Genomic DNA, 24,284 nt, shown 5'->3' with positions numbered 1-24,284 from the left:
TGACGCTCCCTGTTTAATATTGAGTTATTGAGATTGCAGCACCGTCCGCAATCTGTTGAATCGAAAAGTTGCCGCTTCCTAGTTGGTTCAGTTGCACGAGATTGTCATTGCCAATTTGTGTCACTGAAGCCGTATTTTGACTGCCGACTTGCAGTAGTTGGACTTCATTGTTTGAACCAATCTGTGTGATTAGCGCATCGTTATCATTGCCCACTTGTGTTACATCGGCCTTGTTATCGCTGCCTGACTGGAACAGTAATCCTTGGTTGGCAGTGCCTTGTTGAACCAGCTCGATAAGGTTATCGCGACCGGAACGTTCCAGTAATGCCTGAAGGGTTACGGGTAACTCGTTGACATTCAGCTCTTGTGCTGAAGTCATACAACTACAGAGCAAGATCAGCGGCACCAAAAAGCGTATAGAGGTATTTGGCACGGGTGACTCCTTGCATCAAATATCTTGGGCTGCTTAAAGCAACTTGCATCCCAAATTCAGACCTGAAGATACGAGTCCCGTTAATATGTCGCAATTGGCCAAACGGGTATTTATTCTAGAAAGGATTAACGGAAGGTAAATGATGGCTGTATTAATATCGTATTGATTAAATAGATTTTATATGTTTATTGACGTGTTTTTATTTAAGGGGTCTAGCCTAGTTGTCCTAGTAGTTAAGTCGTATTTGTTGTGAAGAGAGTATTTGATTTTTAAACAATGCAATAACAAGTGAAGGGAAATACATCGACTATCGCGTTTGCATTTTCTTGATAAAAAAGCACGCGTTTGTGCCAGCGAGAAACTGCTGTGGGGTTTAATTAACTGTAGCAACCTATGTCATTTACCCAGTGTGCAACAACAGGCTTCTTGTCTTTGCGGTAATGAATCCTAGGTTAAATAAAGGGACATTACTGTGAGCGGAAAATTAACCATTATTATGATTAAATTCCTTAATGGGGTAGAGAAAAGATTAATACTACTGTTTTATGCGAGATCAGTGCTTTTCTGGTTCTTTTAACTCTTCATGGAATGCTTCGGTACTGATTTGGCTTTTACGGTCTTCCAGTTGTTGCATCGCACTGTTATTACTTACAGTTAACGCATTGAAGCGAGTATTGATATCGTCCATTTCGTTAATGTATTCAGGATCGGTTTTCTCTTTATTTTGCCAATAACGCTTACGTTCTAATTTCTGCAATTCACTGGCGCGCAGAATTTCAAAATAGCTATTTTCCTGCTTAAGACGATATATCTCGCCGTCGAGTAACTGCAATAATTTTTCTTTAGAAATGGTTCGACTATTCAGTAGAGTGTGTAAGGGATCAACAGGAATGTCCCTTTTATCAGAGTCTACTTCAGTCGTTATCCCTAACTGGTATTCGATTTTATGTTGGCTAAATTCCTGCGGGCAAGCAGTTTGGCTAAAGACAATTTTGTCATCTTTACGGCATTTATAAATGGTATTTGCCTGTATTGCAGTGGGCAAAATAACACAAATTAGGGTGAGTATCAGTCTTGCCATGAGGCCACAAATCCTTTGTACACTTGCATAGCTATTATGATTTAATTGTTTGATTAAGCATGATAAATAGTGATTGTGACGTTTATATTATTATGCCTTTTTAACCGTTTATTGTTAGGTCGACGGGCTGTTAAGCCCAATAAATTAAAGGATTAGCCATGCATCATTATAAGGTCAAATTCACTCGTCAATGTCTGCCGCTAATCATTTACCTTAAATTAACATCTGCATCATACTATGGCGTAAATTTAGGGATAAAACCAGTTTTTTGACGCTTCAAATTTTTGGCGCTTGGATTGATTCTAAAGAAGAAAATAGCTTCTGGTCGAGCATTAGGTAAATAAAAAGGAGCGACTGCTCCTTTTTATTTATTGATAACGCTTAAGAGATTAGCGATCGAACCTTAAGTTGTCGATAAGTCGCGCTTTACCTATATAGGCGGCGGCCAAAATGACTAAGGTTTGGTCTTGGCTCTGCGCTTTCTCAAGCGTGTGGGCATGACGAATTTCCAGATAATCCGGCGTAAAGCCCGCCGCAATTAAACTGACTTTCGCTTGCTCGGTGACAGCATCAACACTCTGACCTTGTTTGATCCCTGCAGCCATAGCATCTATCGCCTGTTTTAATGCTGGTGCAGCGGCTTTTTCTGCGGCGGTGAGATAACCATTGCGCGAACTCATGGCTAAACCTGAGTCCTCACGTATGGTATCAACACCGATAATCTCAATCGGTAATGACAAGTCTTCAACCATAGTTTCAATGACTAATAGCTGTTGATAGTCTTTATTGCCAAAGAGTGCCACATCGGGCTGTACTATGTTGAATAGTTTACAGACGATAGTCGCAACGCCTCGAAAATGCCCCGGACGGCTAGCGCCGCAGAGCAGATCTGAAATACCTGGCACTTCAACATAGGTTTGTTGCGCTAAGCCCTTGGGATACATCACGGCTGGCGTTGGGGTAAACAGCAACTCAGCGCCCGCGGCGGTGAGGGCTTCACTGTCGGCGGCGAGTGTGCGTGGGTAGGCATCGAGATCTTCGTTCTGGCCAAACTGCATTGGATTGACGAAAATCGATACCACCACATGATCACAACGTTTAGCCGCTTCTTTCACTAAGGTGATGTGTCCCCGATGGAGATTGCCCATGGTCGGCACGAAGGCGACAGTTTCGCCCTTGGCACGCCATGCACGCACTTGAGTGCGAATATCATCAATATGGGCGCTAGTGATCATTGAGCCTTACCTTGCATAAATCTGTTATTTGTTAAAAGTGTGTTCTTCGCCAGGAAAAGTTCCTTGGGCAACTTCGTCGATATAAGCACGTACCGCAGAACGAATTTCACCGGTTTGTTTTAGGTAGTTTTTCGAGAAACGTGGAATGTAACCACTTGAAATACCTAACACATCATGCATCACCAAGATTTGACCGTCGGTCGATGCGCCTGCGCCAATTCCAATGACAGGAATCGTTAAGGCTTGAGTGATCGCCGCAGCGAGAGGCGCAGGGATACATTCTACGACTAATAGTTGAGCACCCGCGGCTTCTAAAGCCTTAGCTTCGTCGAGGATGCGCTGGGCATTTTCGGCATCGCGGCCTTGCACTTTAAAACCACCAAACACATGAACCGACTGAGGCGTCAAGCCTAAGTGGGCACACACAGGAATACCGCGTTCGGTAAGCTTAGTGACGGTTTCGAGTAACCAGTGTCCGCCTTCGACTTTGACCATGTTTGCGCCAGCTTGCATTAACTCAGTGGCGTTGACCATGGCTTGTTCTGGCGTGGCGTAACTCATAAAGGGCATATCGGCGATCAGCAGGGCACGTTCGATACCGCGACGAACACAGCGAGTATGGTAAGCGATTTCTGCTGTAGTGACGGGCAGGGTATCGTCATGGCCTTGGAGAACCATTCCCAAAGAATCGCCGACCAGCAGCACATCGACACCTTCGCTATCGAACGCGCTGGCAAAACTGGCATCATAGGCTGTCAGTGCCGTGAATTTTCTACCTTCCTGTTTGTATTTCAACAGGGTTGAGCTAGTAATTTTAGACATATGGATGATCTTCAAACCAAATAGAAGTGGTGTTATAAGCTAACTGAGGACGGACTTCAATGATCAATGCCCAGTTGTTGTAACTCGGCCAACATTTTTGTATCGATAAGACTGTCGATGGCAGTGTTGCACGGCAGAATCAGATCCGGTGCAATTGCGGCTAAAGGCACGAGCACAAAGCTGCGCGTTTTCATGCCGTAGTGGGGCACTTTGAGTCTAGGAATGTCAATGTTCTCATTACCATACAAGAGTAAATCGAGATCTAAGGTTCTAGGCCCCCAACGTTCTAGGCGGATTCGTCCTTGGGTGTTTTCAATATGCTGCAGTGCATCGAGTAAGGCTAATGGCATGAGATCAGTATCGAAACTCGCCACCGCGTTAATATAATCGGGTTGCACGACATCGCCCATGGGCGTCGAATGGTAATAGGGAGAAACGACGAGACTATTGCCTAAGGCTAAGGCGGACAATGCCATCACGGCATTGTCCAATTGCGCCTTGGGATCTTCAAGATTTGCGCCTAATGCGACGTAGACGCGGGGCATTATTCAGCCGTTTTAACTTTAGGTGTGCCATTCGCTTTAGGTGTGCTCGTCGGCGCTGAACCATCGGCATTAGGTGCACGAGGACGGCGACGACGTTGGGTGGCATTACGGTTGCGGTTTGGCGATTTACTGCCGCTACGCGCTATGGCTAAACGTTCTGTTTCATCGGCTTCGACAAATTGTTGCCACCAAGCGGCACTTTTAGCGACATTACCCGCTTCGACTTCGCCCCTGAGTAAGAGTAAATCGTATGCGGCTCTAAACTTAGGATGCTCCATCAGTTTAAAGGCGCGGGTGCCTTGGCTACGATCAAAGCGTAACTGCAACTGCCAAATGTCTTTTGCCGGCGTACTAAAACGGCGCGGAATACTAATGGTTTGGCATTGCTGCTCCATCACATCGCCCATGGCGGCAAAGAAGGCATCGTATAACGTCAGGCCACTTTCAACGGCAATATCTTCGGCGCGTTGACGCAGTGGATACCAGAGAAGCGCAGCATAGAAGAACGAAGGTGTGACCGGCTTATCTTCGTTAACTCTTTGATCTGTGCTCTTCATGATGGCCTGCACCATTTTCATGGTCGTACCTTTAGGATCATCTTTTAGCAGAGCGGCCACTTGCGGAAATAGCGGTGCGAATAACTTGTATTCTTGCATTAATTCGAAGTTGGCTAAGGCTTTGCCTGCAAAGAAGAGTTTTAACACTTCTTCGTACATGCGTGCTGCCGGAATATCTTTGAGCAGCGGCGCTAATTGTTTAATCGGCGCGGCTGTGACGGTTTCGATACCCATGTTGAGTTTAGTGGCGAAACGCACTGCCCTTAACATACGCACCGGATCTTCACGGTAACGGGTTTCTGGATCGCCAATGAGTCTCAGCGTGCCCGCTTTGAGATCGGCCATACCGCCGCCATAGCTGCGAATCGAGTAATCGCTGATATCGTAATAGAGGGCATTGACGGTAAAGTCGCGGCGCTCGGCATCTTCATCGATTTCGCCATAGACGTTATCGCGCAGCAAACGCCCTTCGGCATTGGCTTTAGAGACTTTCTCATTACTTTCGCCGTGGTGACCACGGAAGGTGGCGACTTCAATCACATCGCGGCCGAAAACAATGTGTGCTAAGCGGAAACGGCGACCGACAACACGGCAATTACGGAATAATTTTTTGATTTCTTCCGGTGTTGCATTGGTCACTATGTCGAAATCTTTCGGTTCAATCCCTAAGAGTAAATCGCGTACACCGCCGCCGACTAAATAGGCTTTAAAGCCAGATTTATTCAGTCTGTATAATACCTTAAGGGCATTCTCACTGATTTGTTTGCGCGAGATGGTATGGGCATCTCTTGGTACTAACTCTAAACTCAAAGCACCGGAACTTTGTTCAGGTGTTGTTGGTTCAATCTGAGCTGGAGTCGGAGCGGTCGTTTTAGGCGCGTCTTCAAATAGCTGTTTGCAGAATTGGCTGATACGGCGAAAAATGGGACACCTCGAAATATGATCTGTTATTTGATTAAAAATCTGGCGGCTATCATATACCAAATGCGGCCTAATGAGTATATCAGGGCTCGATCAGTATCTCAGATTGTTGCGGTATAGTGGATAATTGAAACTGATCCACGGCTTGAGCGAGCATTTGTGCCACAGAGCCGCGGGTTTCGACGGGTGTTTGGCCTAAAAATGTCAGTGCCGCATTGAGGCTCGCCTGTGGATTAAGTGTATCAATTGCCTGTGCATGATTCTGTTTTGAGAGCTTAAAGCCTTTACTTAAGCAGGCGAGTGGCAAGTGCAGCCATTGCGGTGCGGCTAAACCAAAGCTTTGATACAAACTCAGTTGGCGACAACTGGCCTCGATTAAGTCGCAGCCTCGAACCACTTCGGTGACCCCTTGATAAGCATCGTCGAGTACCACGGCCAATTGATAGGCGTACAGACCATCACTGCGTTTGATGATGAAATCCTCTGCGGCAAAATGGCGATCAACGCAAATATGGCCCATTAGATTATCATCAAATTCTTGCACTTGCGCCGTGTTGACGATTCGTACCGCACCCGACCTGACAAGATTTGCAGACTGGGTTTGTGGCAATCGGTGGCAGCGGCCATCGTACACGCCGCCCATGGCTTGAATTTGCTTGCGACTACATTGGCAGAAATAGGCTTTATCTTGGGCGAGCAGCGAGTCAATTTGTGCTTGATAAGCCGCTGTGCGCTGGCTTTGATACAGAGGCACATCATCCCACTCAAACCCATAGGCTTCTAAGGTGCGTAAGATATCATCGGCGGCACCTTTGACTTCCCGCAGTGGGTCTATATCTTCGATGCGGATCAGCCATTTACCCTGTTGCGAGCGGGCGCGCAGATAGCTGCCAAGGGCGGCGATAAGCGAGCCAAAGTGCAAGGCACCCGAAGGCGAAGGCGCAAAACGGCCGACATAGGGGCGAGAAGTTAAAGTTGGAGAAGATAAAGTCGCCATAGTACTGAGTAAGCAGCTAGTGTCAGTCAAAGTGGGCGTATTTTAGAGGGATACAAGGATAAAAGCGAATCGGGGTAAATTGGAGTGAGCTTGGCTTAAGCTCGTCGAGTTTACGAGTTGCTAGAAACAAATAGGCGGGGAAATCCCCGCCCAGTATGCTTGATTAACCAGCCATTTGTTTCTCTTTGATCTCTGCAAGCGTTTTACAGTCGATGCATTGATCGGCTGTTGGACGCGCTTCGAGACGGCGGATGCCGATTTCGATACCGCAAGAATCACAGAAGCCGAAATCGTCTTCTTCAATTTTTTGCAGTGTTTTTTCGATTTTTTTGATCAGCTTACGTTCTCTATCGCGAGCACGAAGTTCGAGGCTGAACTCTTCTTCTTGTGCTGCACGGTCAACAGGATCGGGAAAGTTTGCGGCTTCGTCCTGCATGTGGCTAAGAGTACGGTCGACCTCTTCACGCAACTGATTGCGCCAAGCTTCAAGAATTGTCTTGAAGTGACCCAGTTGCTTAGCGTTCATATACTCCTCACCCGGCTTTTCCTGGTAAGGATTTACACCTGCGATAGCGAGTACGCCAAGTTTTTTGGTGCCTTCAGGCATAACGCATCTCCTGTAATCATTTGCGTTTGTAGGGCGTCCTTAAGAACGGCCGCTATCTATAGCAGAATCTTCACATCGAGGCAAACTTTTCATTCTGCTTTGATTGAATTTTTTGACTATGTTCGCTAATTCAAATGAAATCAAATTTAACTCAGCCTTAACATCATACTCGTACATCGCAGGCTTGGGCTAGGTGAATCTCTGTAGGGGAGATTTTACAGCGATAGGCTAGCACTTCAACGCCGGCTAATACAGCCATTTTCAGTAACTTAGCATATTCAGGGTCGATATGTGCTGCGGGGGCAACACTGAATATTTCACTGTGCTGCACCACAAATAGCAATACGGCTCTATGGCCTTGGCTCACCATGTGCATCAATTCACGTAAATGTTTTTGACCGCGTAGGCTCACAGCATCGGGAAAATAACCTTGGCCATCTTCGAGCAAAGTACAACTTTTGACTTCTATATAACAGGCGGGTTTTTGAGCACTCTGTAGCAGGATATCAATGCGGCTATTTTCATCACCATATTTAACTTCACGGCTTAGGCTGTCATAACCCGTGAGCTCCTTGATGATACCTTTATTGATGGCTTCTTCGGCTAAGGTGTTCGCTTGACCCGAGTGGATGCCGATTAAACCCGCATCTGGCGTGGTCATCAGTTCCCATGTATGGGCGTACTTACGTTTAGGGTTATCAGAGGTAGAAAACCATACGGTTTCACCCGGATACAGGCAATTACGCATAGAACCCGTATTGGGGCAATGCAGGGTGATTTCACTGCCATCGCTTAGCTGCACATCGGCCAGAAAACGCTTATAGCGGCGCAATAAAATGCCCTGTTGTAGTGGCGGTGTAAATTCCATCGGTAGACCTATCTCGGCTGTTCTAGGTCCAAAGCCTAGCAAATTTCGCAAATGTTTACAGATTTTACCTGAGTAACTTCAGCCAATCGCTTTGCGTCATCGCCTGCTAGCAGTAAACTGCCGCCATAAAGTTTGTTCTGATTGCTGATTGATTGTTCTGATTGATTGTTCTAAAACGAATCGAAAAATAAGGATCCCTAATGAGTGAACTAAAAGTAACTGAATTGATGAAAGTGCAATTAACCAAAGAAGCACCGGCAGCCCACTGGGGCAAGGCTGATGTGACTTATACTGCCGACGGTGCGCAAATTCATTTAGCAGGTGGCGATGAGCTGCGTCAAATTCAAATGGCGGCCCGTAAACTGCGCAGTCAAGGCATTAGCAGTGTGGAATTAGCTGGGCAGTTTTGGGATCTCAATAGCCAATGGGTATTTGCCCAAGGTTTCGCGACGGCAAAACCAGGCTATCAAATCCACTGGTGTGGTGATGAGTCTGTACAAGCAGAATTGCAACGTCGACTCGATGTGGCAACCTTTGCCCGTCAATTGATCAACGATACGCCTGAAAACCTGTCGCCAGTGAAACTCGCCCAGCAAGCCGCAAAATGGTTGGCTGACGTTGGTGGCGACAAGGTGAGTTATCGGATTATCGAAGGTGAAGCGCTGCTTGAAGAGCAGTGGATTGGTATCCATGCCGTCGGTCGCGGCAGTGAGCGTCCACCGGCAATGTTAGAGTTAGACTTCAACCCATTAGCCGCCGATGCACCTGTGTCTGTGGCGCTTGTGGGTAAAGGGATTACCTTTGATTCTGGCGGCTACAGTATCAAAGCTTCTGAAGGCATGTTAGGCATGAAATGCGATATGGGCGGCGCGGCGACTGTGACTGCAGCACTTGGTTTAGCGATCAAGTCTGGCCTCAACAAACGCGTTAAACTCTTCTTATGTTGTGCTGAAAACTTGATCAGCGGTCGTGCCTATAAGTTAGGTGATATTCTGACCTACAAAAATGGTGTAACAGTTGAAGTGGTGAACACGGATGCGGAAGGGCGCTTAGTGTTGGCCGATGGCCTACAAGCCGCTTCTGCTACAGGCGCACCTTTTATTATCGATGCAGCGACCCTTACTGGCGCCGCTGTGATGGCGGTGGGTTCTAACTACAACGCGATTTTCTCGCCACAGGCGGATGTGTTGCAACTGGCCCAGCAAAAAGCCACTAGCGTTGCCGAGCGCGTATGGCCGCTGCCGCTGGATCCTTGGCACAAAGAAATGTGTCCATCTGCCTATGCTGACACCGCCAACAGCCGCGCAATGAAAGGCGGTGGTGCAGGTGGTGCTTCTAATGCTGCTGGTTTCTTATGGCGTTTCGTGTCACCCGAAGCTAAATGGTTACACGTTGATTTAGCAGGCGCTTTTGAAGATTCAGCTTCTGCCATGTGGGGCGCGGGTGCAACGACCCATGGCGTATTGACTATTAGTGAATTGATTAAAGGCTAAGCCTAGCTAGTGAATTGATTAAAGGCTAAGTCTAGCGCTAAGACTAAGTCAGATATGTTAGCTAAAGATCCATTAAGGTTCTGTGGCTTTGATTAAAACCGCCTACGGGCGGTTTTTTATTGGTTGAAAGATTAGAACACTCGTTTACTTGGCGTTTTAGCGGCTTCATGGCATGTTATGGCTGAGCATTTTTAATCGGGAAACATGATGATAACTATACGAAAAGCAACGAAAGCGGATGCTCAGGCCTGCTGGGATATCCGCAATGCGGCTATCAATAAGGGCTGCGCTGGATTTTATGATGCGGGCGATCTGGTGATTTGGACCGAGGGCGAACTGACCGAGCAATTTAGCCGTATCGTCGATGCACATTTTTATGTGGCAGAGTTGTCCTCTGACGAGTCGCAGCTTAAGACTGTGGTCGGCACTGCCATGTTGGATGAACCCTATGCTCAGTTAGAAGCCTTGTTTGTTTCACCCGATGCTATGGGGTTAGGTGTCGGCAAGGTATTGCTACAATTTATTGAAACTATGGCTTTTAATCAGGGGATAGCCCAACTCAGATTGGAGTCAACTTTAAATGCGGTGGATTTCTATCGCCACTGTGGTTTTGGTGGTGAAGGTTTAGAGGAGGAATCTATCTACTGTTCGCCCAGAGGAATAGCCTTAGAGTGTATGGTGATGTATAAAAATCTAGGGCGGTCTTTTGCCTGCTAGGGCGCCGCGTTGCGGCTACGGATAACGGCACGCATCAAACGGCTACAGAACGTCACTTTTTGACTCACGATTTATGCAACGGGCTTTGCTCTTACTGTGAGCGCAGCGTTCTGTGAGTGAGTTTACGAATGTTCTGTTTTCCTAGAATCTAGAGCTTATTTTCTGAGAGGTTGCTGACATATTCGAGGGAATCAACAGATCAAGCATAGATGTGGAATTCATTCTTCATAAAAGGTTGCTGACATACTCAAGGAAATCAACAGATCAAGTATGGATGTGGAATTAACTCTGAAGACTTAAAGTTACGTTAAAAGGTTGCTGACATACTCAAGGGAATCAACAGATCAAGATGGGGGAATTAACTCCCAAGAGTATGCCAACTATCGTTCTTTCGCCTGAAATCCCGATGCCGACAAGATTAGCGCGAGTGGCTTAAATAAAACTTAATCCATTGCAAAAAAAGACTTTATTTCCTTAGCCTTTAGTCAAACTTACCCACAAATCCTCAAGGTTTCAGTTCGCCTCTGGGGTATTAAGTTGTTGACGTTTTTCCATCAAATCTTTAATCAAAGGCGTGAGGATCAGCTCCATCGCCAGCGACATTTTGCCGCCGGGGACGACGAGTGTGTTGACCCGTGACATAAATGAACCTTGGATCATATTGAGATAATAGGGGAAGTCGACATTATTGATACCGCGGAAGCGGATCACCACAAAGCTCTCGTCTAAGCTCGGAATATCTTTGGCACTAAATGGGTTAGAGGTATCGACCGTCGGTACTCGCTGAAAGTTAATGTGAGTGCGGGAGAACTGTGGCGTCATGTGCTTAATATAGTCGTCCATACTGCGCACAATTGACCCCATGACTTTTTCACGGCTGTGGCCACGCTCCGAAGTATCGCGGATAATTTTTTGGATCCACTCTAAGTTGACTATGGGGACCATGCCGATCAGCAAGTCCACATGCTGGGCGACATTGGCATCACCAGTAACTACGCCGCCATGTAAGCCTTCGTAGTAGAGCATATCGGTATTTTCAGGTAGTGGTCGCCATTGGGTAAAAGTGCCAGGCATCTGGTTAAAAGGCACTGCCTCATCGAAGGTGTGTAAATAGCTGCGGGTTTCACCTTGGCCTGTGGTGCTGTAATCGCGAAAGCATTGCTCTAAACGAGCAAAGTTATTAGCCTCTGGGCCAAAATAGCTAAGATTGCGGTTTTCAGCTTGGGATTTGCGGATCATGACTTCCATTTCGGCGCGGGTAAAATGATGAAAACTGTCGCCTTCGACAAAGGCGGCGTTGATCCCGAGTTGGCGAAAAATATGGCTAAAGGCAGTCGTGGTGGTGGTGGTTCCCGCGCCTGATGAGCCTGTAACTGCAATAATGGGATGTTTTGCTGACATTTTTTCTACCTAGCTAGGAACCAAAAGAGCCGCTTATGGGTAAGCGATAAAAACGCGAGTACTATTTATACGGTACAGAGGTAGGACTGGTCAATCTTGCTGCTGTGCTATTTGATCCGCTGAACGTATGGCGAAGGATTCATCGTCTTCACTGTACTCTAATTTCAGCTTACCTTGCTTAAGTGCTTGTTGACATTGGATTATAGCTTGAGCAAGTTCCTGTTCATCCAGACTGGCAAAGCTGCCATCCTCCACTTGACCTAAGAGATATTCGCGGATCACATTGGCGAGCGTTTCCTTGGGGAGTTGTAACAGGGTTTCATAGGGAATGAGCATCGGTGTTTCCTTGGGTGATATTGTCGCCGTTGATTGGGTCTGCGCTAAGTGAGTCAACACTTTGATCGCCTAATAAAAAATGTAAGATCCGTCGCTCAAGGTAGAAGCGCGGTTTCCAAGGTGTACCGCCTTCGATAAAGCCGACATGGCCGCCATAGGGGTGCAGTTCGTATTCCACATAGCCCGACAATTGACTTGATTGGGGGATCACTTCATCTGTCATAAAGGGATCGTCCTTAGCATGTATGATGAGCGTCGGTTTAGTTATACGGCTGACAAAGGGTAAACCACTGGCACGCGTATAGTAATCGTCGACGCCGTCAAAGCCGTGTAATGGCGCTGTGACTTTATCGTCAAAATCATAGAAGGTATTTAAACGGTCGACCTGCAACTGGCTTAGCGGCATAGAGATGGCTAAGTCGGGATCATTCAGTTTATGGCTTATCTTCTGTTGCAACTGTTTGATTAAATAACTTTGATACACCTTTGAAAAGCCATTTTCCAAGCGTTTAGCACAGGCTGACAATTGCAGCGGCGCAGAGACAACCACAGCGCGGGCTAATAAACTATCATCCTGATATTCGCCTTGATACTTAGTCAGCACATTGCCGCCTAAACTGTAACCTACGGCTAATAAGGGCGATTGCGGATACGCGCTTTTCAGTGTCGATAGACTAAACTGTAAATCGTCCGTATCGCCACTGTGATAACTGCGGGCGAGGCGATTAGCCTCACCCGAACAACTTCTGTGATGGTGCACGACGGCTGCGAGTTGCTGTTCCTTACAGGCTTGCAGTATCCGCCGCGCATAATGGGATTGAGCACTTCCTTCTAAGCCGTGGATGATCACCACGATCGGTTTGCCAGACTGTGGAACATCCTGCCAATCTAAATCGATAAAATCGCCATCGGGTAACTCTAAGCGCTGCCGCTGTAATGCTGGTTTGGCCACTTTAGTGAATACGGGTAAAATCGTTTGTATATGGGGGCTCTTGGCCCACCAAGGTGGCATAAAGGAATTTGGCATAGATGTTTATCTTGGTATCGGCTATTGCTGAAAATTAAAACGTGTGTTTAATTTATACCCAAACCAACTCAAAATGCTGAAATTCGTATTTTGAGGTCGCTTGGGTATAAACTCGCGGCCATTGTAGCACAATTGTTTTTTATGCTGATATTTAGGCCGACATTTAGGTTGATAATTAGGAGATAGAGATGAAGCGACGAACCTTTATAATGGGTGCGTTTGCCGGTACGGCTGCGTTAGCCTTAGGGGTTAATCTCTATTCTCCTGAGTTTAGTTTGCCCGAGGATAGCGAAGGTAAAGATTATCGTTTGTTGTTTAGCGTGCTTTTGCCTGTGATGCTCGACGGCGCCTTGCCTGATGTGGCCATCCATAAGTTAGCGGCGCAAAACCGCACTTTAGATGCCATCAAACAGTCGATTGCTGTGTTACCCGATGAGCAGCAGACCGAATTGTTTGAGCTGCTCGATATGCTCGAAAATCGTCTTGGTTTACTAGTACTCACCTCGAGCATGACGCCGCTATTGATGCGCTCTCCCGCCGAGTTAACTGATATGTTAGAAACCTGGCGCCACAGTTATTTTGCTTTGTTACAAACGGCTTATCTCGGATTGCGCGAATTAGTGATGGCAAGTTACTACGCTTGTCCTGAGCACTGGAGCCGCCTGCATTATGCCAAGCCTGAGCTGTTCAAATAGCGAGTCCATTTTTAACCTAATTAAACGCCGAATAATAAGCATTTTACCCGCGACAGTGGAGCACTCAAGTTGGCAATCATAGATCCTATAGTGAATGGTTTAAACTCTGGTTGGTTGCACACTGATGCGAGCCAATTGCAAGAAAACCAGCAGTTTGAAGCTGATGTGATTATTGTCGGCACAGGTGCTGGCGGCGGTGTGGCGGCTGAAATCCTCACCCAAGCAGGGCTGAGCGTGATCATGATTGAGGCGGGACCGCTAAAATCCTCCAGCGATTTTAATATGGAAGAGCGGGTCGCTTATCCCAACTTGTATCAACAAGCTGCGGCGATGAAAACCGCCGACAAGGCGATTGGGATTTTTCAAGGTCGCGCAGTCGGTGGTTCAACCACAGTTAACTGGACCACTTCTATTCGCACGCCGACCGAGGCGTTAGCCTTTTGGGCGCAACATAAATCGGTTGTTGGGCTTAATCGCGAGAGTTTAGATCCTTGGTTTGAGCAAATGGAACAACGGCTCAACATTCATGAATGGAATTATGAGCCTAATCGCAATAATGCCGCCCTGAAGCAAGGTTGTATCAATCTTGGCTGGGAATACACTGTGATTAAACGCAATGTGGCGGGTTGCTGGAATACCGGCTATTGCGGCATGGGTTGTCCGGTCAATGCGAAGCAATCTATGCTAGTCACTACGATTCCCGCGGCACTTGAGAAAGGCGCGCAGCTGATCAGTCGCGCTAAAGTGACTAAGATTGAGCACCATAATGGCCAAGTGTTTGCGTTAAAGGCGCAGGCGCTGGATGTGAATTTACGACCCACTGACGTTGAGCTGTTATTTAAGGCTAAACATTATATTTTGAGTGCGGGTGCTATCCATACACCGACGATTTTGATGCGTTCGCAAGTGCCCGATCCCCACCAACTTTTGGGTAAACGCACCTTTTTACATCCTACTTTGTTATCCGGCGGCGTATTTGCCGATTCGATCAATGGCCATAGCGGTGCGCCGCAATCTATCTATTCCGATGAATTTGTGTGGAACAATGGCGCCGATGGTGAGCTGGGTTATAAACTTGAAGTGCCGCCGGTGCATCCGATTTTAATTGCCTCTAAAACCTTAGGTTATGGTACAAGTCATGCTGAGTTAATGTCACAATTCAATCAGTTGCAAGTGACTATCGCTTTGATCCGCGATGGCTATCATCCCGACAGTCAAGGCGGTGAAGTACACTTAACGGATAAGGGTTTTGCTTTAGATTATCCGCTGACCGATGCCTTTTGGCGGGCCGCGAGACGCGCTTTTGCCAGTATGGCGGAGTTACAATTCTCGGCTGGCGCCTTAAAAGTGTTGCCGATCAGCGATGGCATGCCTTACTTATCCTCGTGGAAAGACGCCAAAGAGAGCATTGCGCAGATGTCACTCGCGCCACTGCGCACTATCGTTGCATCGGCCCATGTGATGGGCGGTTGTCCCTTCGGCGAAGATGAAAAGCTTTCTATGGTCAACAGTTATGGTCAGTCGCACTATCTAGAAAATTTATCTGTAATGGATGGTTCTATCTTCCCGACCAGCCTTGGCGCTAACCCGCAACTGTCGATTTATGGCATCACGGCACGTAATGCCACAGCACTTGCGCAAAAGCTCACTGACGGTAAAGGGTGATGTTATCTTATCAAAATGCAGCTTAGCTTGATAAAGCTTGATGGGGTGTGAATGTCTGAAAACACATTACGGGAAGGTGGTTGCTTATGCGGGGCGATTCGTTATCAGATAGAAGGTGAACCCTTTGATGCGGATTATTGCCACTGCCGTTCGTGCCAAAAAAGCACGGGCTCTGCATTTGGGGCTTGGATGGATTTTAAACTCAGCCAAGTGATTTGGCTTAAAGGTCAGGTGACTGAGTTTGCATCGTCCGAGTTTATTCGCCGTGGATTTTGTGACAAGTGCGGTACATCGTTAACTTACCGACATACTCAATATCCTGATTATTCGACCTTGAGCATAGCGAGTCTGGACGATGCTAATCAAGTTCAGCCTAAGTACCATATTTATACTGAGAGTCAGCTGAACTGGTTGGTGATCAAGGATGACTGTGAACGCTATCCGCAAGGCCGCAGCCGTTAGCGGCTCAGATGATCATAGTGTTAATTTGATTGAGTTTGAGCTAACATGGTTGAGCTTGTTTTAACTTGATTAACTTAGATCAGGGCGCAATGAGGCCGATTTCGTTGGCGTCAATGTCACTGAGTCCAAACAGGCTTAAGTAGCTCACTAGATTTGTCGCTTGGCCGCTTGGGCTGAGTTCATTGAGTTTATTTAAGATGGTTCGCTGCGCTTTACGTTCCATCATCAGCTCAACGGCGAGCATCTGCTGATACTCTTGCTCATTCAGGCTGGACTTAGCCAGTTTGCGTAATTTGCGGTAGGGCATGAGAAACCTTTCATCCCATTCACCCACAGCAGTCATCAGTGTTTGCCATTGGTCCGTGCTGTATTGCTGCGGCCCAGACACATCCATAGTGATATCTAAATATTGTGCCAGTAGCAGTAGATTGACGTTCACCTGACAGCTATTTTGCAATTCGAGACAGAGCGCTTTGTTTTGCGCATAGCTCATATCACACCATTGCCAGAGTTGACTGTCGAACTGGGTTAAAACCGCCATACTATTTCCTTGTATTGCCGCTGCTACTGACTTTTATGTAAAAGAACGCTGGAGTTATTGTTGCTCCATAACCTCTTGCTCCATTGCATCTATCTCTTCTTGCAACTCGAGCCATTGCATTTCACTGTCTTCTAAGGTTTGCGTCAAGCTCGTTCGCTCGGTTAATACCGAGGTTAGCTTGGCTTTGTTATCTTGATCATACAATTCGCTATCGGCCAGCAAGTGTTCTAGCTCGGCGAGGCGTTCGCTCAGCTTTTGTTGCTCGGTTTCTAACTTAGTTTGTTTGCGCTTGAGCGGCGATACCTTTTGGCGGATTTCGGCCTCGAGGCGTTTTTGCTGTTTTTTATCGGCGGCAGGTTTGATCTCGTCGCTGGTGCTGTTTTGATTCGAGTTGGCTTTCGCCGCATCGAGCAACCATTGGTGATAATCGTCTAAGTCACCGTCGAAGGCGCGCACTTCACCTTGATCGACCAGATAGTAATCGCTACAGGTTAATCGCAGTAAATGCCTATCGTGCGAGACGACAACCATAGCACCTTCAAAGGTTTGCAGTGCCATTGTTAGGGCGTGGCGCATCTCTAAGTCTAAATGGTTGGTGGGTTCATCGAGCAGCAATAGGTTAGGGCGTTGCCAAACTAATAGCGCTAACACTAAACGGGCTTTCTCGCCGCCAGAAAAGGGGCGCACAGGTGAAAGCGCCATATCGCCATTAAAGCCAAAACCGCCTAAGAAGTTACGCAACTCTTGCTCTCTGGCATTGGGTGCCAGACGTACTAAATGCTGCATCGGCGTGTCGTCGAGGCGTAAAAATTCGATTTGATGCTGGGCAAAGTAGCCGATATTGACGCCAGGATTAGGTTCATACAAACCTGTCATTGGCGATAATTGACCCGATAACAGCTTAATTAATGTCGATTTACCCGCGCCGTTACGGCCGAGTAAACCAATACGCGCACCTGGTACTAAGTTTAAATGCACCTTGCTAAGGATTGGCTTATCGCTATAACCGATCGCGACTTGCTCCATCTTAATCAGTGGATTGGGCAGGGCTTCTGGGACGCGAAACTCCATATAAAAGGGGCTATCGGCTTGAGACGGCAACAACTCAGTCATGCGCTCTAGTGCCTTTAAGCGGCTCTGCGCTTGTTTGGCTTTACTTGCCTTGTAACGGAAACGGTCAACGAAGGACTGCATGTGCGCACGTTCTTTTTGTTGTCGTTCGAAGGCGACCTGTTGTTGCGACATTCGTTCGGCACGAATGCGCTCAAAGGCACTGTAATTGCCTTTGTAAAAATTGAGTTTTTGATTTTCAACGTGGACGATTTCATCAACGATTTCATCGATAAAGTCCCTATCATGGCTGATTAAAATCAGCGTGCCTTGATAGGACTTAATCCAACCTTCGAGCCAGTACATGGTATCTAAGTCCAAGTGGTTGGTTGGTTCGTCGAGGAGCAATAAGTCAGAGCGGCACAGCAGCGCTTGGGCTAAGTTGAGGCGCATACGCCAACCACCCGAAAAGCTTTTGACTGGATTGCTTTGCTCGGTTTCACTAAAGCCCAGACCCGCTAACAATGAACCCGCGCGCGAATGAATCGCATAACCACCGATAGCGTCGATTTTGCCGTGTAGGAGTGCGATGGCATTGCCGTCGTTATCTTCTTGGGCCTTGTGTAATAAGGCTTCTAATTGACGATATTCGCTATCGCCATCGATCACATATTCCAGTGCCGAGACGTCGAGCGCAGGGGTTTCTTGGGCCACAGTGGCAATTTGCCAGCCAGAAGGCAGACTAAATTCACCTTTATCTAGGCTTAAGTGACCTAAAATTAATGCGAGCAGTGAAGATTTGCCTGTGCCGTTAGCACCGACTAAACCGACCTTATGGCCGGGATAAATCGTGAGAGAGGTATCATCTAGCAGGGTTTTGCTGCCACGGATTAATTGCGCTTGGTTGATGCTGATCATTAACTACAACTTGGTTAGAACGTAAATTCGTCAGGGCACAGATAATAGCGTACAACCCCGTATCAAACCACAGCCTGACCCGATAACTCGGACAATTATTCGACTTTTCAGGACGATCTTCAGTGAATCGCATCACATCGACCTAAGGCCTCATACTTTCAGGTAACACTGGCATTCAATCATCAGTGTGGCAAAATAGCGCCAATTTCTTCGGCCGAGTCCCTTGGCCCTGCTATCTGGTCCTTTATCTATTATGACAAACACTAAAATCAAAAAGCGTTTCGTAGCCGGTGCTAAGTGCCCAAAATGCAGCGCCAAAGACAGCATTTTACTCTACAAGGAAAACGGCATCGAAACCGTTGAATGCACAGAGTGTGATTACCGTGAACAGCAAACCGATGAAAAGGTCACAGAAAAAGCCACCGGCGCTGTGATCGGCGTGTTTAAGCCGGATTAGGTTGAAGCTTTAATTCATCAAAGTTAGTTTCGTAAAATATTCACAACATGTGCAGTGTCGATTGGCAATATTGCTCCAGCGACACGCCGCCTATTGTTTTTAAAATAAGCTTCCCTGAGGGCTCAACGGTGGCATTCATGCCACCGACGGTCATTTCCGTAATAATGCCAATCCTAACTAACCCTCTCGCTGCCCGTTCTGCTAAAAAGCTATTGCCCCAAAGCAAGATAACTTTGTTGTCAGTTTGCAGCATGAATTGTCATTGTCTCCCCTGTGACTCGCCATAAACTCGTCCCTGAGGGCTCGACGACGGCATCCATGCCGCCAACGGTCACAGTTGCAACAATGCCAATCTTAATTAACCCTATCGCTGTTCGATTAGCTAAAAAGCTATTGCCCCATTCCTCGTTAGCAAAGTGGCATCTAGCTCACTTCAACATCAATATGTTGACCCAATTTTAGTAATGCTACAGAGTTTTCGCATTATCAGTTTTATCCAACCGCAATTACTTAGCCAATCAGAAAATGTGGTAAAAGTACCAGCCTGAATACGAGGCCAGAATGCTGTCTATTAAGGTCAGAAATCAGTCTGCAGTGAGCAGGGAAACATGAGAAACCTAAAACAATATCAACTAATTACCCATCAAGCCGCATAAAAAATCACTACCGCAAAAAAGCAAATTCCTATAGCATTATTCATACACATTTACACGGATGTGGCAGCGGCCAAGTCCAACAAGCGATTTATGCCCTGCAAACAGCGCAGCGCATAAATACTAAGACGTTACATTTACTAGGGAAGTTAGCCAACATGGCAAAAATAAATCCTTTCAAACCAAATAGCCCAGTACCGCCTGGTATGTTTGCTGGTCGGATAGCTGAAATCGAAGCGCTTGAAAATGGACTTAACCAAACAAAGCATGGCAATAGTTCAAATTTCCTCATTACTGGTGAAAGGGGAATAGGCAAATCATCTCTCATCGGTTATATAAAACCAACCGCACAGGGGTTTATCAAAAGCTCCGATTACGAGAAATTTAACTTCGTGGTTGTCAACACGGTTATTTCAAATAAGTCGACACTTATTAGTTTTATTAAGCTTCTTGAACGCAATCTAAAAAGAGAACTAGAAAAAATAGGGAAAGCTGAAAAAGTAAGAGCCTTCTTTAGTGATACTTGGTCATTCGTTCAAAGATTGAAAATTATGGACTCAGGTATAGACAAAGCTCAAGCCAGTGATGACTTAGATCTTATTATTGACGACTTCTCCTATTCGTTAGCTGAAACGTCTAAACGAATAACTAATCCTGAAAATGGGGAAGTTGCAAGGGATGGCATTATGATCGTCGTGGACGAAGCGGATAATGCGTGTCCAGACCTTCATATCGGCTATTTCTTCAAAGTAGTAACAGAGCTCTTGCAACAAAACGGTTGCGAAAACGTAATGTTCATTGTTGCGGGATTGCCTGATGTTGTAGAAAAACTAACAGCCTCGCATGAGTCATCTATGCGAGTTTTCACTCAATTAGTCGTAGAAGAATTGAAGCCTGATGACAGAAAATACGTAGTTAATCGTGGCTTGGAAGTGGGTAACGAGCAAAACGAAGAAAAAACAACTATCACGACAGATGCTAGAAATATGATTTCTACCCTTTCTGAAGGGTATCCACATTTCATTCAGCAGTTCTCATATTCAGCTTTTGAAGCAAATACAGATGGTGAGATAAGCGAAGATGATGTAGGCGCAGGGGCATTCAGGAAAGGTGGTGCACTAGATGCGATAGGGTCAAGGTACTATCAGAGCTTATATAACGAACAAATTAAATCTGATGAGTATCGCGAAGTTTTGGAGATTATGGCGGAAAACATGAACTCTTGGATTAAAAAGAGTGAAATCCGAGAAAAATTTTCTGGTAATGATCATACGGTAGGTGATGCATTGAAAGCATTGACCGCAAGAAAGATCATCCTAAAGAATCCATCAAAGCTTGGCGAGTATCGCCTCCAACATAAAGGATTTGCACTCTGGATTAAATTGTTTGGTTGCAGGAAAAATGTAACAAGTCAAAGTACACAGACGCAGTAAACTGCGCTGGTGTTTGAAGCGTTATCCATAGAAATTTTAATCCGAAACTGACGAGTTAGAGCAAAGGGGCTATCACGATTTTGTCCAAAAGTATGTTGCGTATGTCTTGTAAATCTACAGATTACGCGAATGCTCGAAAGGTGCGCCATGGTGATTAGCGAGACGACCGTCCGCCCCATGGACGGGGCGGTCGAGCATCCAAGGACGGACTGGCTGCGAGTCGACGAGCGAATGCCATGGTAAGCCTGTACGAGTGGATATTCGTAAACGCTGAACTTCTAACAACTGAAATTACTGCTCCCCAAACACTACTTTCCAACACATTTCTGTCCAAAAGTGTGTTGCGTATATCTTTTAAATCTACAGGTTAGGCTAAAGCCAAAACGGTGAGTCATGGTAATTAGCGAGACGACCGTCCGCCCCATGGGCGGACTGGCTGCGAGTTGACGAGTCAATGCGATGGCAAACCTGTGTGAGTGGATATCAACTGCCTACCCTTCTATTTTTTCGAATGGTTAGGCCGTGATTTCGCGTTATTCTTTTGTAAACTTCCTTGTTATTCTGCCTTCATCAGCAAAGCGTTTGCGTCTTGTGTTAGCCGTACGGTCTTGGCGTTTCACGTATCGCTTTGCTCAACCGATAGGAGAGCAGCAATGAAAGTATTAAGTCAGTTTTCCGCCAAAGCCGCGATGGATGGCGATGGGGTCAATATTCGCCGTGTCGCCGATTTTGTGACGACTAAATTTGATCCTTTCTTGATGATCGACGAAATAAAATCCGATGATGAACAAGACTTTATCGGTGGCTTCCCCGCACATCCCCATCGCGGGATGGAGACCTTCACTTATATTCGTAAGGGCGGTTTTGAGCATCGCGACCAAATGGGTAATGTGAAGGCGATTCGTGCCGGCGATGTGCAGTGGATGAGTACCGGGTTCGGGGTCGTGCATTCTGAAATGCCGCTGGCCGATGCTGTCGATGGTCTGCATGGATTCCAAATTTGGGTCAACATGCCCGCCAAAGACAAGCTGCGTCCAGCGAAGTATCAAGATACCGCGGGTAGCGCAAGCGTTGAAGTGGCCAATGATACAGGTGCTAGCTTAAAAGCCTTAGCGGGTGATTGGGGCTTTAAAGATCAACCGCTTATTAGTGCAGCTATTCAAGGGTTAGCGGGCGAAGCAGGCATTGCTGATTTGAGCCTAGCGCCAAATGCTGAGGCCACGCTCGATTTGTCTCAACATGAGTTTGTCGCCTTGTACTTGTACCAAGGTGACTTATATAAAAGCGATTCGAGTAAAGGTGAAGATTCACAGTGGTCATCTGCTTCAAATCAACATCATCAGGGCGAGTTTTTAGTGATCGATAGCCAAAGTATGCTTAAGCTTAAAGCCGATGAGCGCGGCGCTGGGATGCTACTGTTTGCGGGTAAACCTATCCGTGAAAAAATCGTCCAGATGGGTCCCTTTGTGATGAACACCCAAGCGGAGATTCAGCAGGCGATCCGCGATTATCAAGCAGGGCGTTTCGGCCAAATCGCTTGATTTGGGTGAGTTGGCCACTCTGAATTAATCCTCAGCCCTGAATTCCTACAGGGCTTTTTTATTGCTGTTCACGCCTACTATGTCTATTGCTTAAGGACTTGAGGCAAAAGCCGCGCTTTGTTGCTACAATAGCCGTGCTTTTGGGTTGAGCGAGCCTAGCGCTTAAATCTAAACTCAAGCTAGCCCAAAGCTAACCTGAATCTTGATAGACCAGTTTAATCGATAAGTAACGCAATTTCAGTAACCTAGCAGCCGCTTCGTTACCCACCACAGGATATTCACCTTGAGCAACTCTGATACTAAGCCTAATCCATCAATGGCTTTTTCGACTCTTAAGCTAAAACCCGAACTGCTTGAGAACCTTTCTTCTATGGGCTACAACGAGATGACGCCAATTCAGGCGCAAAGTTTGCCACCCATCTTAGCGGGGCAGGATGTGATAGGTCAGGGTAAAACTGGCTCGGGTAAAACGGCCGCCTTCGGCTTAGGATTACTGAACAAGTTAGACGTTAAACGCTTTCGCATTCAAACCTTAGTGTTATGCCCAACCCGCGAGTTGGCCGACCAAGTGGCGCAGGAAATCCGTACCCTTGCCCGTGGTATTCATAACGTTAAAGTACTGACACTTTGCGGCGGTGTGCCTATGGGGCCACAAGTTGGCTCGCTGGAACACGGCGCGCACATTATTGTGGGTACGCCTGGCCGTATCGTTGATCACTTAGATCGCAATCGCTTAGATTTAAGCAATCTCAACATGTTAGTGCTCGATGAAGCCGATCGCATGTTAGAAATGGGCTTCCAACCCGCTCTAGATGCGATTATCGAACAAGCCCCGCGTGAGCGTCAGACGCTGCTATTCAGCGCGACGTTCCCTGAGCAAATTCAATCGATTGCTAAGCAAATCATGTATGACCCAAGCATGGTTAAAGTTGAAGGTAATCACGACAGCTTAAGCATAGCCCAACATTTTTATCATTTAGACGATGACAAGGCGCGTATGCAAGCGCTGCAATTATTGTTGTTAGAACATAAGCCTGAAAGCGCAGTGGTGTTTTGTAACACTAAACGCGAAACCCAAAAAGTGGCCGATGAGCTTGAAGGTTTAGGCTTTAGCGTATTGGCTTTGCACGGCGATTTAGAGCAAAGAGACAGGGACGAAACCCTGCTGCAATTTGCTAATAAGAGTGCCTGTGTCTTAGTGGCGACTGACGTTGCTGCCCGTGGTTTAGATATCGATGCGCTGGATGCCGTGTTCAACTATCACGTCGCCTATGACACCGAAGTGCATATTCACCGTATCGGTCGTACTGGCCGTGCGGGCAGTAAAGGCGCCGCTTATACCTTCTACAATGACCAAGACGGTTACAAAATTGCCTTGTTAGAAGAGTATTTAGAGCGCGAAATCACCAGCGAATCATTGCCCTCTGAAAGCCTGCTCGGCAACACGCCTGCAGCCCCAACCATGATCACTTTGCAGATCGATGGCGGTAAGAAGGAAAAACTGCGTCCAGGGGATATCTTAGGCGCGCTGACGGGCGAAAACGGTATCGAAGGCTCACAGGTGGGTAAAATCCAAGTGACCGATTACCGCGCCTATGTGGCCGTTAATCGTAAGGTTGCCAAGAAAGCGCTGAACAAAATTACTGGCGGGCGCATTAAAGGAAAATCTTACCGCGCTTGGCCAATGAAGTAAGTTTGGCTTGAGTTGAATCGTACCTCGATTTAATTCGCTCTATTTTTAAAGGGAATAAACTCAGGTTTATTCCCTTTTTTGTTGGGTTTTATAGCTGTAGTCACTACACCTTTGTGTCTACTTCACCTCGAATCTT

Annotated in this window: 25 protein-coding genes; 9 read left to right on the top strand and 16 right to left on the bottom strand. The window is 46.7% G+C overall.

Annotated features, from left to right (window positions below):
- Nucleotides 1-13: 13 nt before the first annotated feature.
- From L5M29_RS14215 to sfsA, 9 genes are all read right to left on the bottom strand, one after another.
- The gene (locus L5M29_RS14215) at nucleotides 14-433 is read right to left on the bottom strand and encodes a curlin (protein WP_105251518.1); all 420 of its coding nucleotides are present in this window, start codon (nucleotides 431-433) and stop codon (nucleotides 14-16) included.
- Between the two features lie 553 nt (nucleotides 434-986).
- Entirely contained in the window at nucleotides 987-1,514 is a 528-nt protein-coding gene (locus L5M29_RS14210; protein ID WP_131525367.1) for a DUF4124 domain-containing protein, read from the bottom strand.
- A 389-nt stretch (nucleotides 1,515-1,903) separates the two neighbouring features.
- Nucleotides 1,904-2,749, bottom strand: coding sequence for a pantoate--beta-alanine ligase (gene panC / locus L5M29_RS14205; protein WP_263168361.1), 846 nt, complete (start codon nucleotides 2,747-2,749; stop codon nucleotides 1,904-1,906).
- Between the two features lie 24 nt (nucleotides 2,750-2,773).
- The gene (gene panB / locus L5M29_RS14200; RefSeq protein ID WP_028761774.1) at nucleotides 2,774-3,571 is read right to left on the bottom strand and encodes a 3-methyl-2-oxobutanoate hydroxymethyltransferase; all 798 of its coding nucleotides are present in this window, start codon (nucleotides 3,569-3,571) and stop codon (nucleotides 2,774-2,776) included.
- A 56-nt stretch (nucleotides 3,572-3,627) separates the two neighbouring features.
- Entirely contained in the window at nucleotides 3,628-4,116 is a 489-nt protein-coding gene (folK, locus tag L5M29_RS14195; protein ID WP_263168360.1) for a 2-amino-4-hydroxy-6-hydroxymethyldihydropteridine diphosphokinase, read from the bottom strand.
- Complete coding sequence (locus L5M29_RS14190) at nucleotides 4,116-5,657, bottom strand: polynucleotide adenylyltransferase PcnB (RefSeq protein ID WP_263168359.1); 1,542 nt, start codon at nucleotides 5,655-5,657, stop codon at nucleotides 4,116-4,118. Before L5M29_RS14190 ends, folK begins: the two co-directional genes overlap by 1 nt.
- 19 nt (nucleotides 5,658-5,676) lie before the next feature.
- Nucleotides 5,677-6,591 carry a tRNA glutamyl-Q(34) synthetase GluQRS gene (gluQRS, locus tag L5M29_RS14185; protein ID WP_263168365.1) on the bottom strand — a complete coding sequence of 305 codons (915 nt, stop codon included), beginning with the start codon at nucleotides 6,589-6,591 and terminating at the stop codon, nucleotides 5,677-5,679.
- A gap of 163 nt (nucleotides 6,592-6,754) precedes the next feature.
- Nucleotides 6,755-7,198 carry an RNA polymerase-binding protein DksA gene (gene dksA / locus L5M29_RS14180; RefSeq protein ID WP_006082967.1) on the bottom strand — a complete coding sequence of 148 codons (444 nt, stop codon included), beginning with the start codon at nucleotides 7,196-7,198 and terminating at the stop codon, nucleotides 6,755-6,757.
- Between the two features lie 163 nt (nucleotides 7,199-7,361).
- Entirely contained in the window at nucleotides 7,362-8,066 is a 705-nt protein-coding gene (gene sfsA / locus L5M29_RS14175; RefSeq protein ID WP_173497282.1) for a DNA/RNA nuclease SfsA, read from the bottom strand.
- Nucleotides 8,067-8,266: 200 nt separating this feature from the next.
- On the opposite strand from sfsA, the gene pepB reads away from it, so the two are divergent.
- Both pepB and L5M29_RS14165 read left to right on the top strand, forming a co-directional pair.
- Nucleotides 8,267-9,559: an aminopeptidase PepB gene (gene pepB, locus L5M29_RS14170; RefSeq protein ID WP_198572876.1), complete on the top strand. Its 1,293-nt coding sequence runs from the start codon at nucleotides 8,267-8,269 to the stop codon at nucleotides 9,557-9,559.
- Between the two features lie 207 nt (nucleotides 9,560-9,766).
- A complete protein-coding gene (locus L5M29_RS14165) occupies nucleotides 9,767-10,276 on the top strand; it encodes a GNAT family N-acetyltransferase (RefSeq protein ID WP_263168358.1) in 510 nt (169 codons plus the stop codon).
- Nucleotides 10,277-10,789: 513 nt separating this feature from the next.
- Here L5M29_RS14165 and L5M29_RS14160 read toward each other — a convergent pair.
- The 3 genes from L5M29_RS14160 to L5M29_RS14150 form a co-directional block, all read right to left on the bottom strand.
- Nucleotides 10,790-11,677, bottom strand: a complete 888-nt coding sequence (locus tag L5M29_RS14160) for a phosphoribulokinase (RefSeq protein ID WP_011847692.1) — start codon at nucleotides 11,675-11,677, stop codon at nucleotides 10,790-10,792.
- 90 nt (nucleotides 11,678-11,767) lie between these two features.
- Nucleotides 11,768-12,013: a YheU family protein gene (locus L5M29_RS14155; RefSeq protein WP_263168357.1), complete on the bottom strand. Its 246-nt coding sequence runs from the start codon at nucleotides 12,011-12,013 to the stop codon at nucleotides 11,768-11,770.
- Nucleotides 11,997-13,040 (bottom strand): hydrolase, encoded by a 1,044-nt coding sequence (locus L5M29_RS14150; protein WP_263168356.1) that lies wholly within the window; start codon nucleotides 13,038-13,040, stop codon nucleotides 11,997-11,999. The genes L5M29_RS14155 and L5M29_RS14150 overlap by 17 nt, the downstream gene beginning before the upstream one ends.
- Before the next feature lie 188 nt (nucleotides 13,041-13,228).
- On the opposite strand from L5M29_RS14150, the gene L5M29_RS14145 reads away from it, so the two are divergent.
- From L5M29_RS14145 to L5M29_RS14135, 3 genes are all read left to right on the top strand, one after another.
- Nucleotides 13,229-13,735 carry a TAT leader-containing periplasmic protein gene (locus tag L5M29_RS14145; protein ID WP_105251529.1) on the top strand — a complete coding sequence of 169 codons (507 nt, stop codon included), beginning with the start codon at nucleotides 13,229-13,231 and terminating at the stop codon, nucleotides 13,733-13,735.
- Nucleotides 13,736-13,804: 69 nt separating this feature from the next.
- Nucleotides 13,805-15,400, top strand: coding sequence for a GMC family oxidoreductase (locus tag L5M29_RS14140; protein WP_263168355.1), 1,596 nt, complete (start codon nucleotides 13,805-13,807; stop codon nucleotides 15,398-15,400).
- 51 nt (nucleotides 15,401-15,451) lie between these two features.
- The gene (locus L5M29_RS14135) at nucleotides 15,452-15,862 is read left to right on the top strand and encodes a GFA family protein (protein ID WP_263168354.1); all 411 of its coding nucleotides are present in this window, start codon (nucleotides 15,452-15,454) and stop codon (nucleotides 15,860-15,862) included.
- Between the two features lie 79 nt (nucleotides 15,863-15,941).
- Here the strand turns inward: L5M29_RS14135 and L5M29_RS14130 are convergent, their stop codons facing one another.
- Complete coding sequence (locus L5M29_RS14130; RefSeq protein ID WP_263168353.1) at nucleotides 15,942-16,403, bottom strand: TIGR02444 family protein; 462 nt, start codon at nucleotides 16,401-16,403, stop codon at nucleotides 15,942-15,944.
- 54 nt (nucleotides 16,404-16,457) lie between these two features.
- Nucleotides 16,458-18,371 (bottom strand): ABC transporter ATP-binding protein, encoded by a 1,914-nt coding sequence (locus L5M29_RS14125; protein ID WP_263168352.1) that lies wholly within the window; start codon nucleotides 18,369-18,371, stop codon nucleotides 16,458-16,460.
- A 253-nt stretch (nucleotides 18,372-18,624) separates the two neighbouring features.
- On the opposite strand from L5M29_RS14125, the gene L5M29_RS14120 reads away from it, so the two are divergent.
- Nucleotides 18,625-18,828, top strand: a complete 204-nt coding sequence (locus tag L5M29_RS14120) for a YheV family putative zinc ribbon protein (protein WP_012088350.1) — start codon at nucleotides 18,625-18,627, stop codon at nucleotides 18,826-18,828.
- Nucleotides 18,829-18,868: 40 nt separating this feature from the next.
- On the opposite strand, the gene L5M29_RS14115 is transcribed toward L5M29_RS14120, so the two are convergent.
- Nucleotides 18,869-19,081 (bottom strand): hypothetical protein, encoded by a 213-nt coding sequence (locus tag L5M29_RS14115; RefSeq protein WP_263168351.1) that lies wholly within the window; start codon nucleotides 19,079-19,081, stop codon nucleotides 18,869-18,871.
- 558 nt (nucleotides 19,082-19,639) lie between these two features.
- On the opposite strand from L5M29_RS14115, the gene L5M29_RS14110 reads away from it, so the two are divergent.
- Nucleotides 19,640-20,914: an AAA family ATPase gene (locus L5M29_RS14110; protein ID WP_263168350.1), complete on the top strand. Its 1,275-nt coding sequence runs from the start codon at nucleotides 19,640-19,642 to the stop codon at nucleotides 20,912-20,914.
- 114 nt (nucleotides 20,915-21,028) lie between these two features.
- Here L5M29_RS14110 and L5M29_RS14105 read toward each other — a convergent pair whose 3' ends face one another.
- Nucleotides 21,029-21,199 (bottom strand): hypothetical protein, encoded by a 171-nt coding sequence (locus L5M29_RS14105; RefSeq protein ID WP_263168349.1) that lies wholly within the window; start codon nucleotides 21,197-21,199, stop codon nucleotides 21,029-21,031.
- Between the two features lie 368 nt (nucleotides 21,200-21,567).
- Here L5M29_RS14105 and L5M29_RS14100 point away from each other — a divergent pair, with 368 nt between their 5' ends.
- The gene (locus tag L5M29_RS14100; protein WP_263168348.1) at nucleotides 21,568-22,455 is read left to right on the top strand and encodes a pirin family protein; all 888 of its coding nucleotides are present in this window, start codon (nucleotides 21,568-21,570) and stop codon (nucleotides 22,453-22,455) included.
- A gap of 316 nt (nucleotides 22,456-22,771) precedes the next feature.
- Nucleotides 22,772-24,148: an ATP-dependent RNA helicase DbpA gene (gene dbpA / locus L5M29_RS14095; RefSeq protein WP_011847678.1), complete on the top strand. Its 1,377-nt coding sequence runs from the start codon at nucleotides 22,772-22,774 to the stop codon at nucleotides 24,146-24,148.
- Nucleotides 24,149-24,284 lie beyond the last annotated feature (136 nt).

Origin of the sequence: Shewanella sp. SM95 (assembly GCF_025653595.1) — a bacterium.
In the GTDB taxonomy this organism is placed as follows: Bacteria; Pseudomonadota; Gammaproteobacteria; order Enterobacterales; family Shewanellaceae; genus Shewanella; species Shewanella oncorhynchi.
Note: the sequence above shows the minus strand (reverse complement) of the source record. Positions and strands in the feature narration are given on the sequence as shown.

Bases quoted from the DNA above. Each gene is read 5' to 3' on its own strand.
- L5M29_RS14130 (WP_263168353.1), bottom strand. From the start codon at position 16,403: ATGGCGGTTTTAACCCAGTTCGACAGTCAACTCTGGCAATGGTGTGAT.
- dksA (WP_006082967.1), bottom strand. From the start codon at position 7,198: ATGCCTGAAGGCACCAAAAAACTTGGCGTACTCGCTATCGCAGGTGTA.
- L5M29_RS14115 (WP_263168351.1), bottom strand. From the start codon at position 19,081: ATGCTGCAAACTGACAACAAAGTTATCTTGCTTTGGGGCAATAGCTTT.
- L5M29_RS14100 (WP_263168348.1), top strand. From the start codon at position 21,568: ATGAAAGTATTAAGTCAGTTTTCCGCCAAAGCCGCGATGGATGGCGAT.
- panB (WP_028761774.1), bottom strand. From the start codon at position 3,571: ATGTCTAAAATTACTAGCTCAACCCTGTTGAAATACAAACAGGAAGGT.
- L5M29_RS14165 (WP_263168358.1), top strand. From the start codon at position 9,767: ATGATAACTATACGAAAAGCAACGAAAGCGGATGCTCAGGCCTGCTGG.
- L5M29_RS14160 (WP_011847692.1), bottom strand. From the start codon at position 11,677: ATGTCAGCAAAACATCCCATTATTGCAGTTACAGGCTCATCAGGCGCG.
- L5M29_RS14125 (WP_263168352.1), bottom strand. From the start codon at position 18,371: ATGATCAGCATCAACCAAGCGCAATTAATCCGTGGCAGCAAAACCCTG.
- folK (WP_263168360.1), bottom strand. From the start codon at position 4,116: ATGCCCCGCGTCTACGTCGCATTAGGCGCAAATCTTGAAGATCCCAAG.
- L5M29_RS14110 (WP_263168350.1), top strand. From the start codon at position 19,640: ATGGCAAAAATAAATCCTTTCAAACCAAATAGCCCAGTACCGCCTGGT.
- dbpA (WP_011847678.1), top strand. From the start codon at position 22,772: ATGGCTTTTTCGACTCTTAAGCTAAAACCCGAACTGCTTGAGAACCTT.
- pepB (WP_198572876.1), top strand. From the start codon at position 8,267: ATGAGTGAACTAAAAGTAACTGAATTGATGAAAGTGCAATTAACCAAA.
- gluQRS (WP_263168365.1), bottom strand. From the start codon at position 6,591: ATGGCGACTTTATCTTCTCCAACTTTAACTTCTCGCCCCTATGTCGGC.
- L5M29_RS14155 (WP_263168357.1), bottom strand. From the start codon at position 12,013: ATGCTCATTCCCTATGAAACCCTGTTACAACTCCCCAAGGAAACGCTC.
- L5M29_RS14150 (WP_263168356.1), bottom strand. From the start codon at position 13,040: ATGCCAAATTCCTTTATGCCACCTTGGTGGGCCAAGAGCCCCCATATA.
- L5M29_RS14135 (WP_263168354.1), top strand. From the start codon at position 15,452: ATGTCTGAAAACACATTACGGGAAGGTGGTTGCTTATGCGGGGCGATT.
- L5M29_RS14210 (WP_131525367.1), bottom strand. From the start codon at position 1,514: ATGGCAAGACTGATACTCACCCTAATTTGTGTTATTTTGCCCACTGCA.
- panC (WP_263168361.1), bottom strand. From the start codon at position 2,749: ATGATCACTAGCGCCCATATTGATGATATTCGCACTCAAGTGCGTGCA.
- sfsA (WP_173497282.1), bottom strand. From the start codon at position 8,066: ATGGAATTTACACCGCCACTACAACAGGGCATTTTATTGCGCCGCTAT.
- L5M29_RS14120 (WP_012088350.1), top strand. From the start codon at position 18,625: ATGACAAACACTAAAATCAAAAAGCGTTTCGTAGCCGGTGCTAAGTGC.
- L5M29_RS14145 (WP_105251529.1), top strand. From the start codon at position 13,229: ATGAAGCGACGAACCTTTATAATGGGTGCGTTTGCCGGTACGGCTGCG.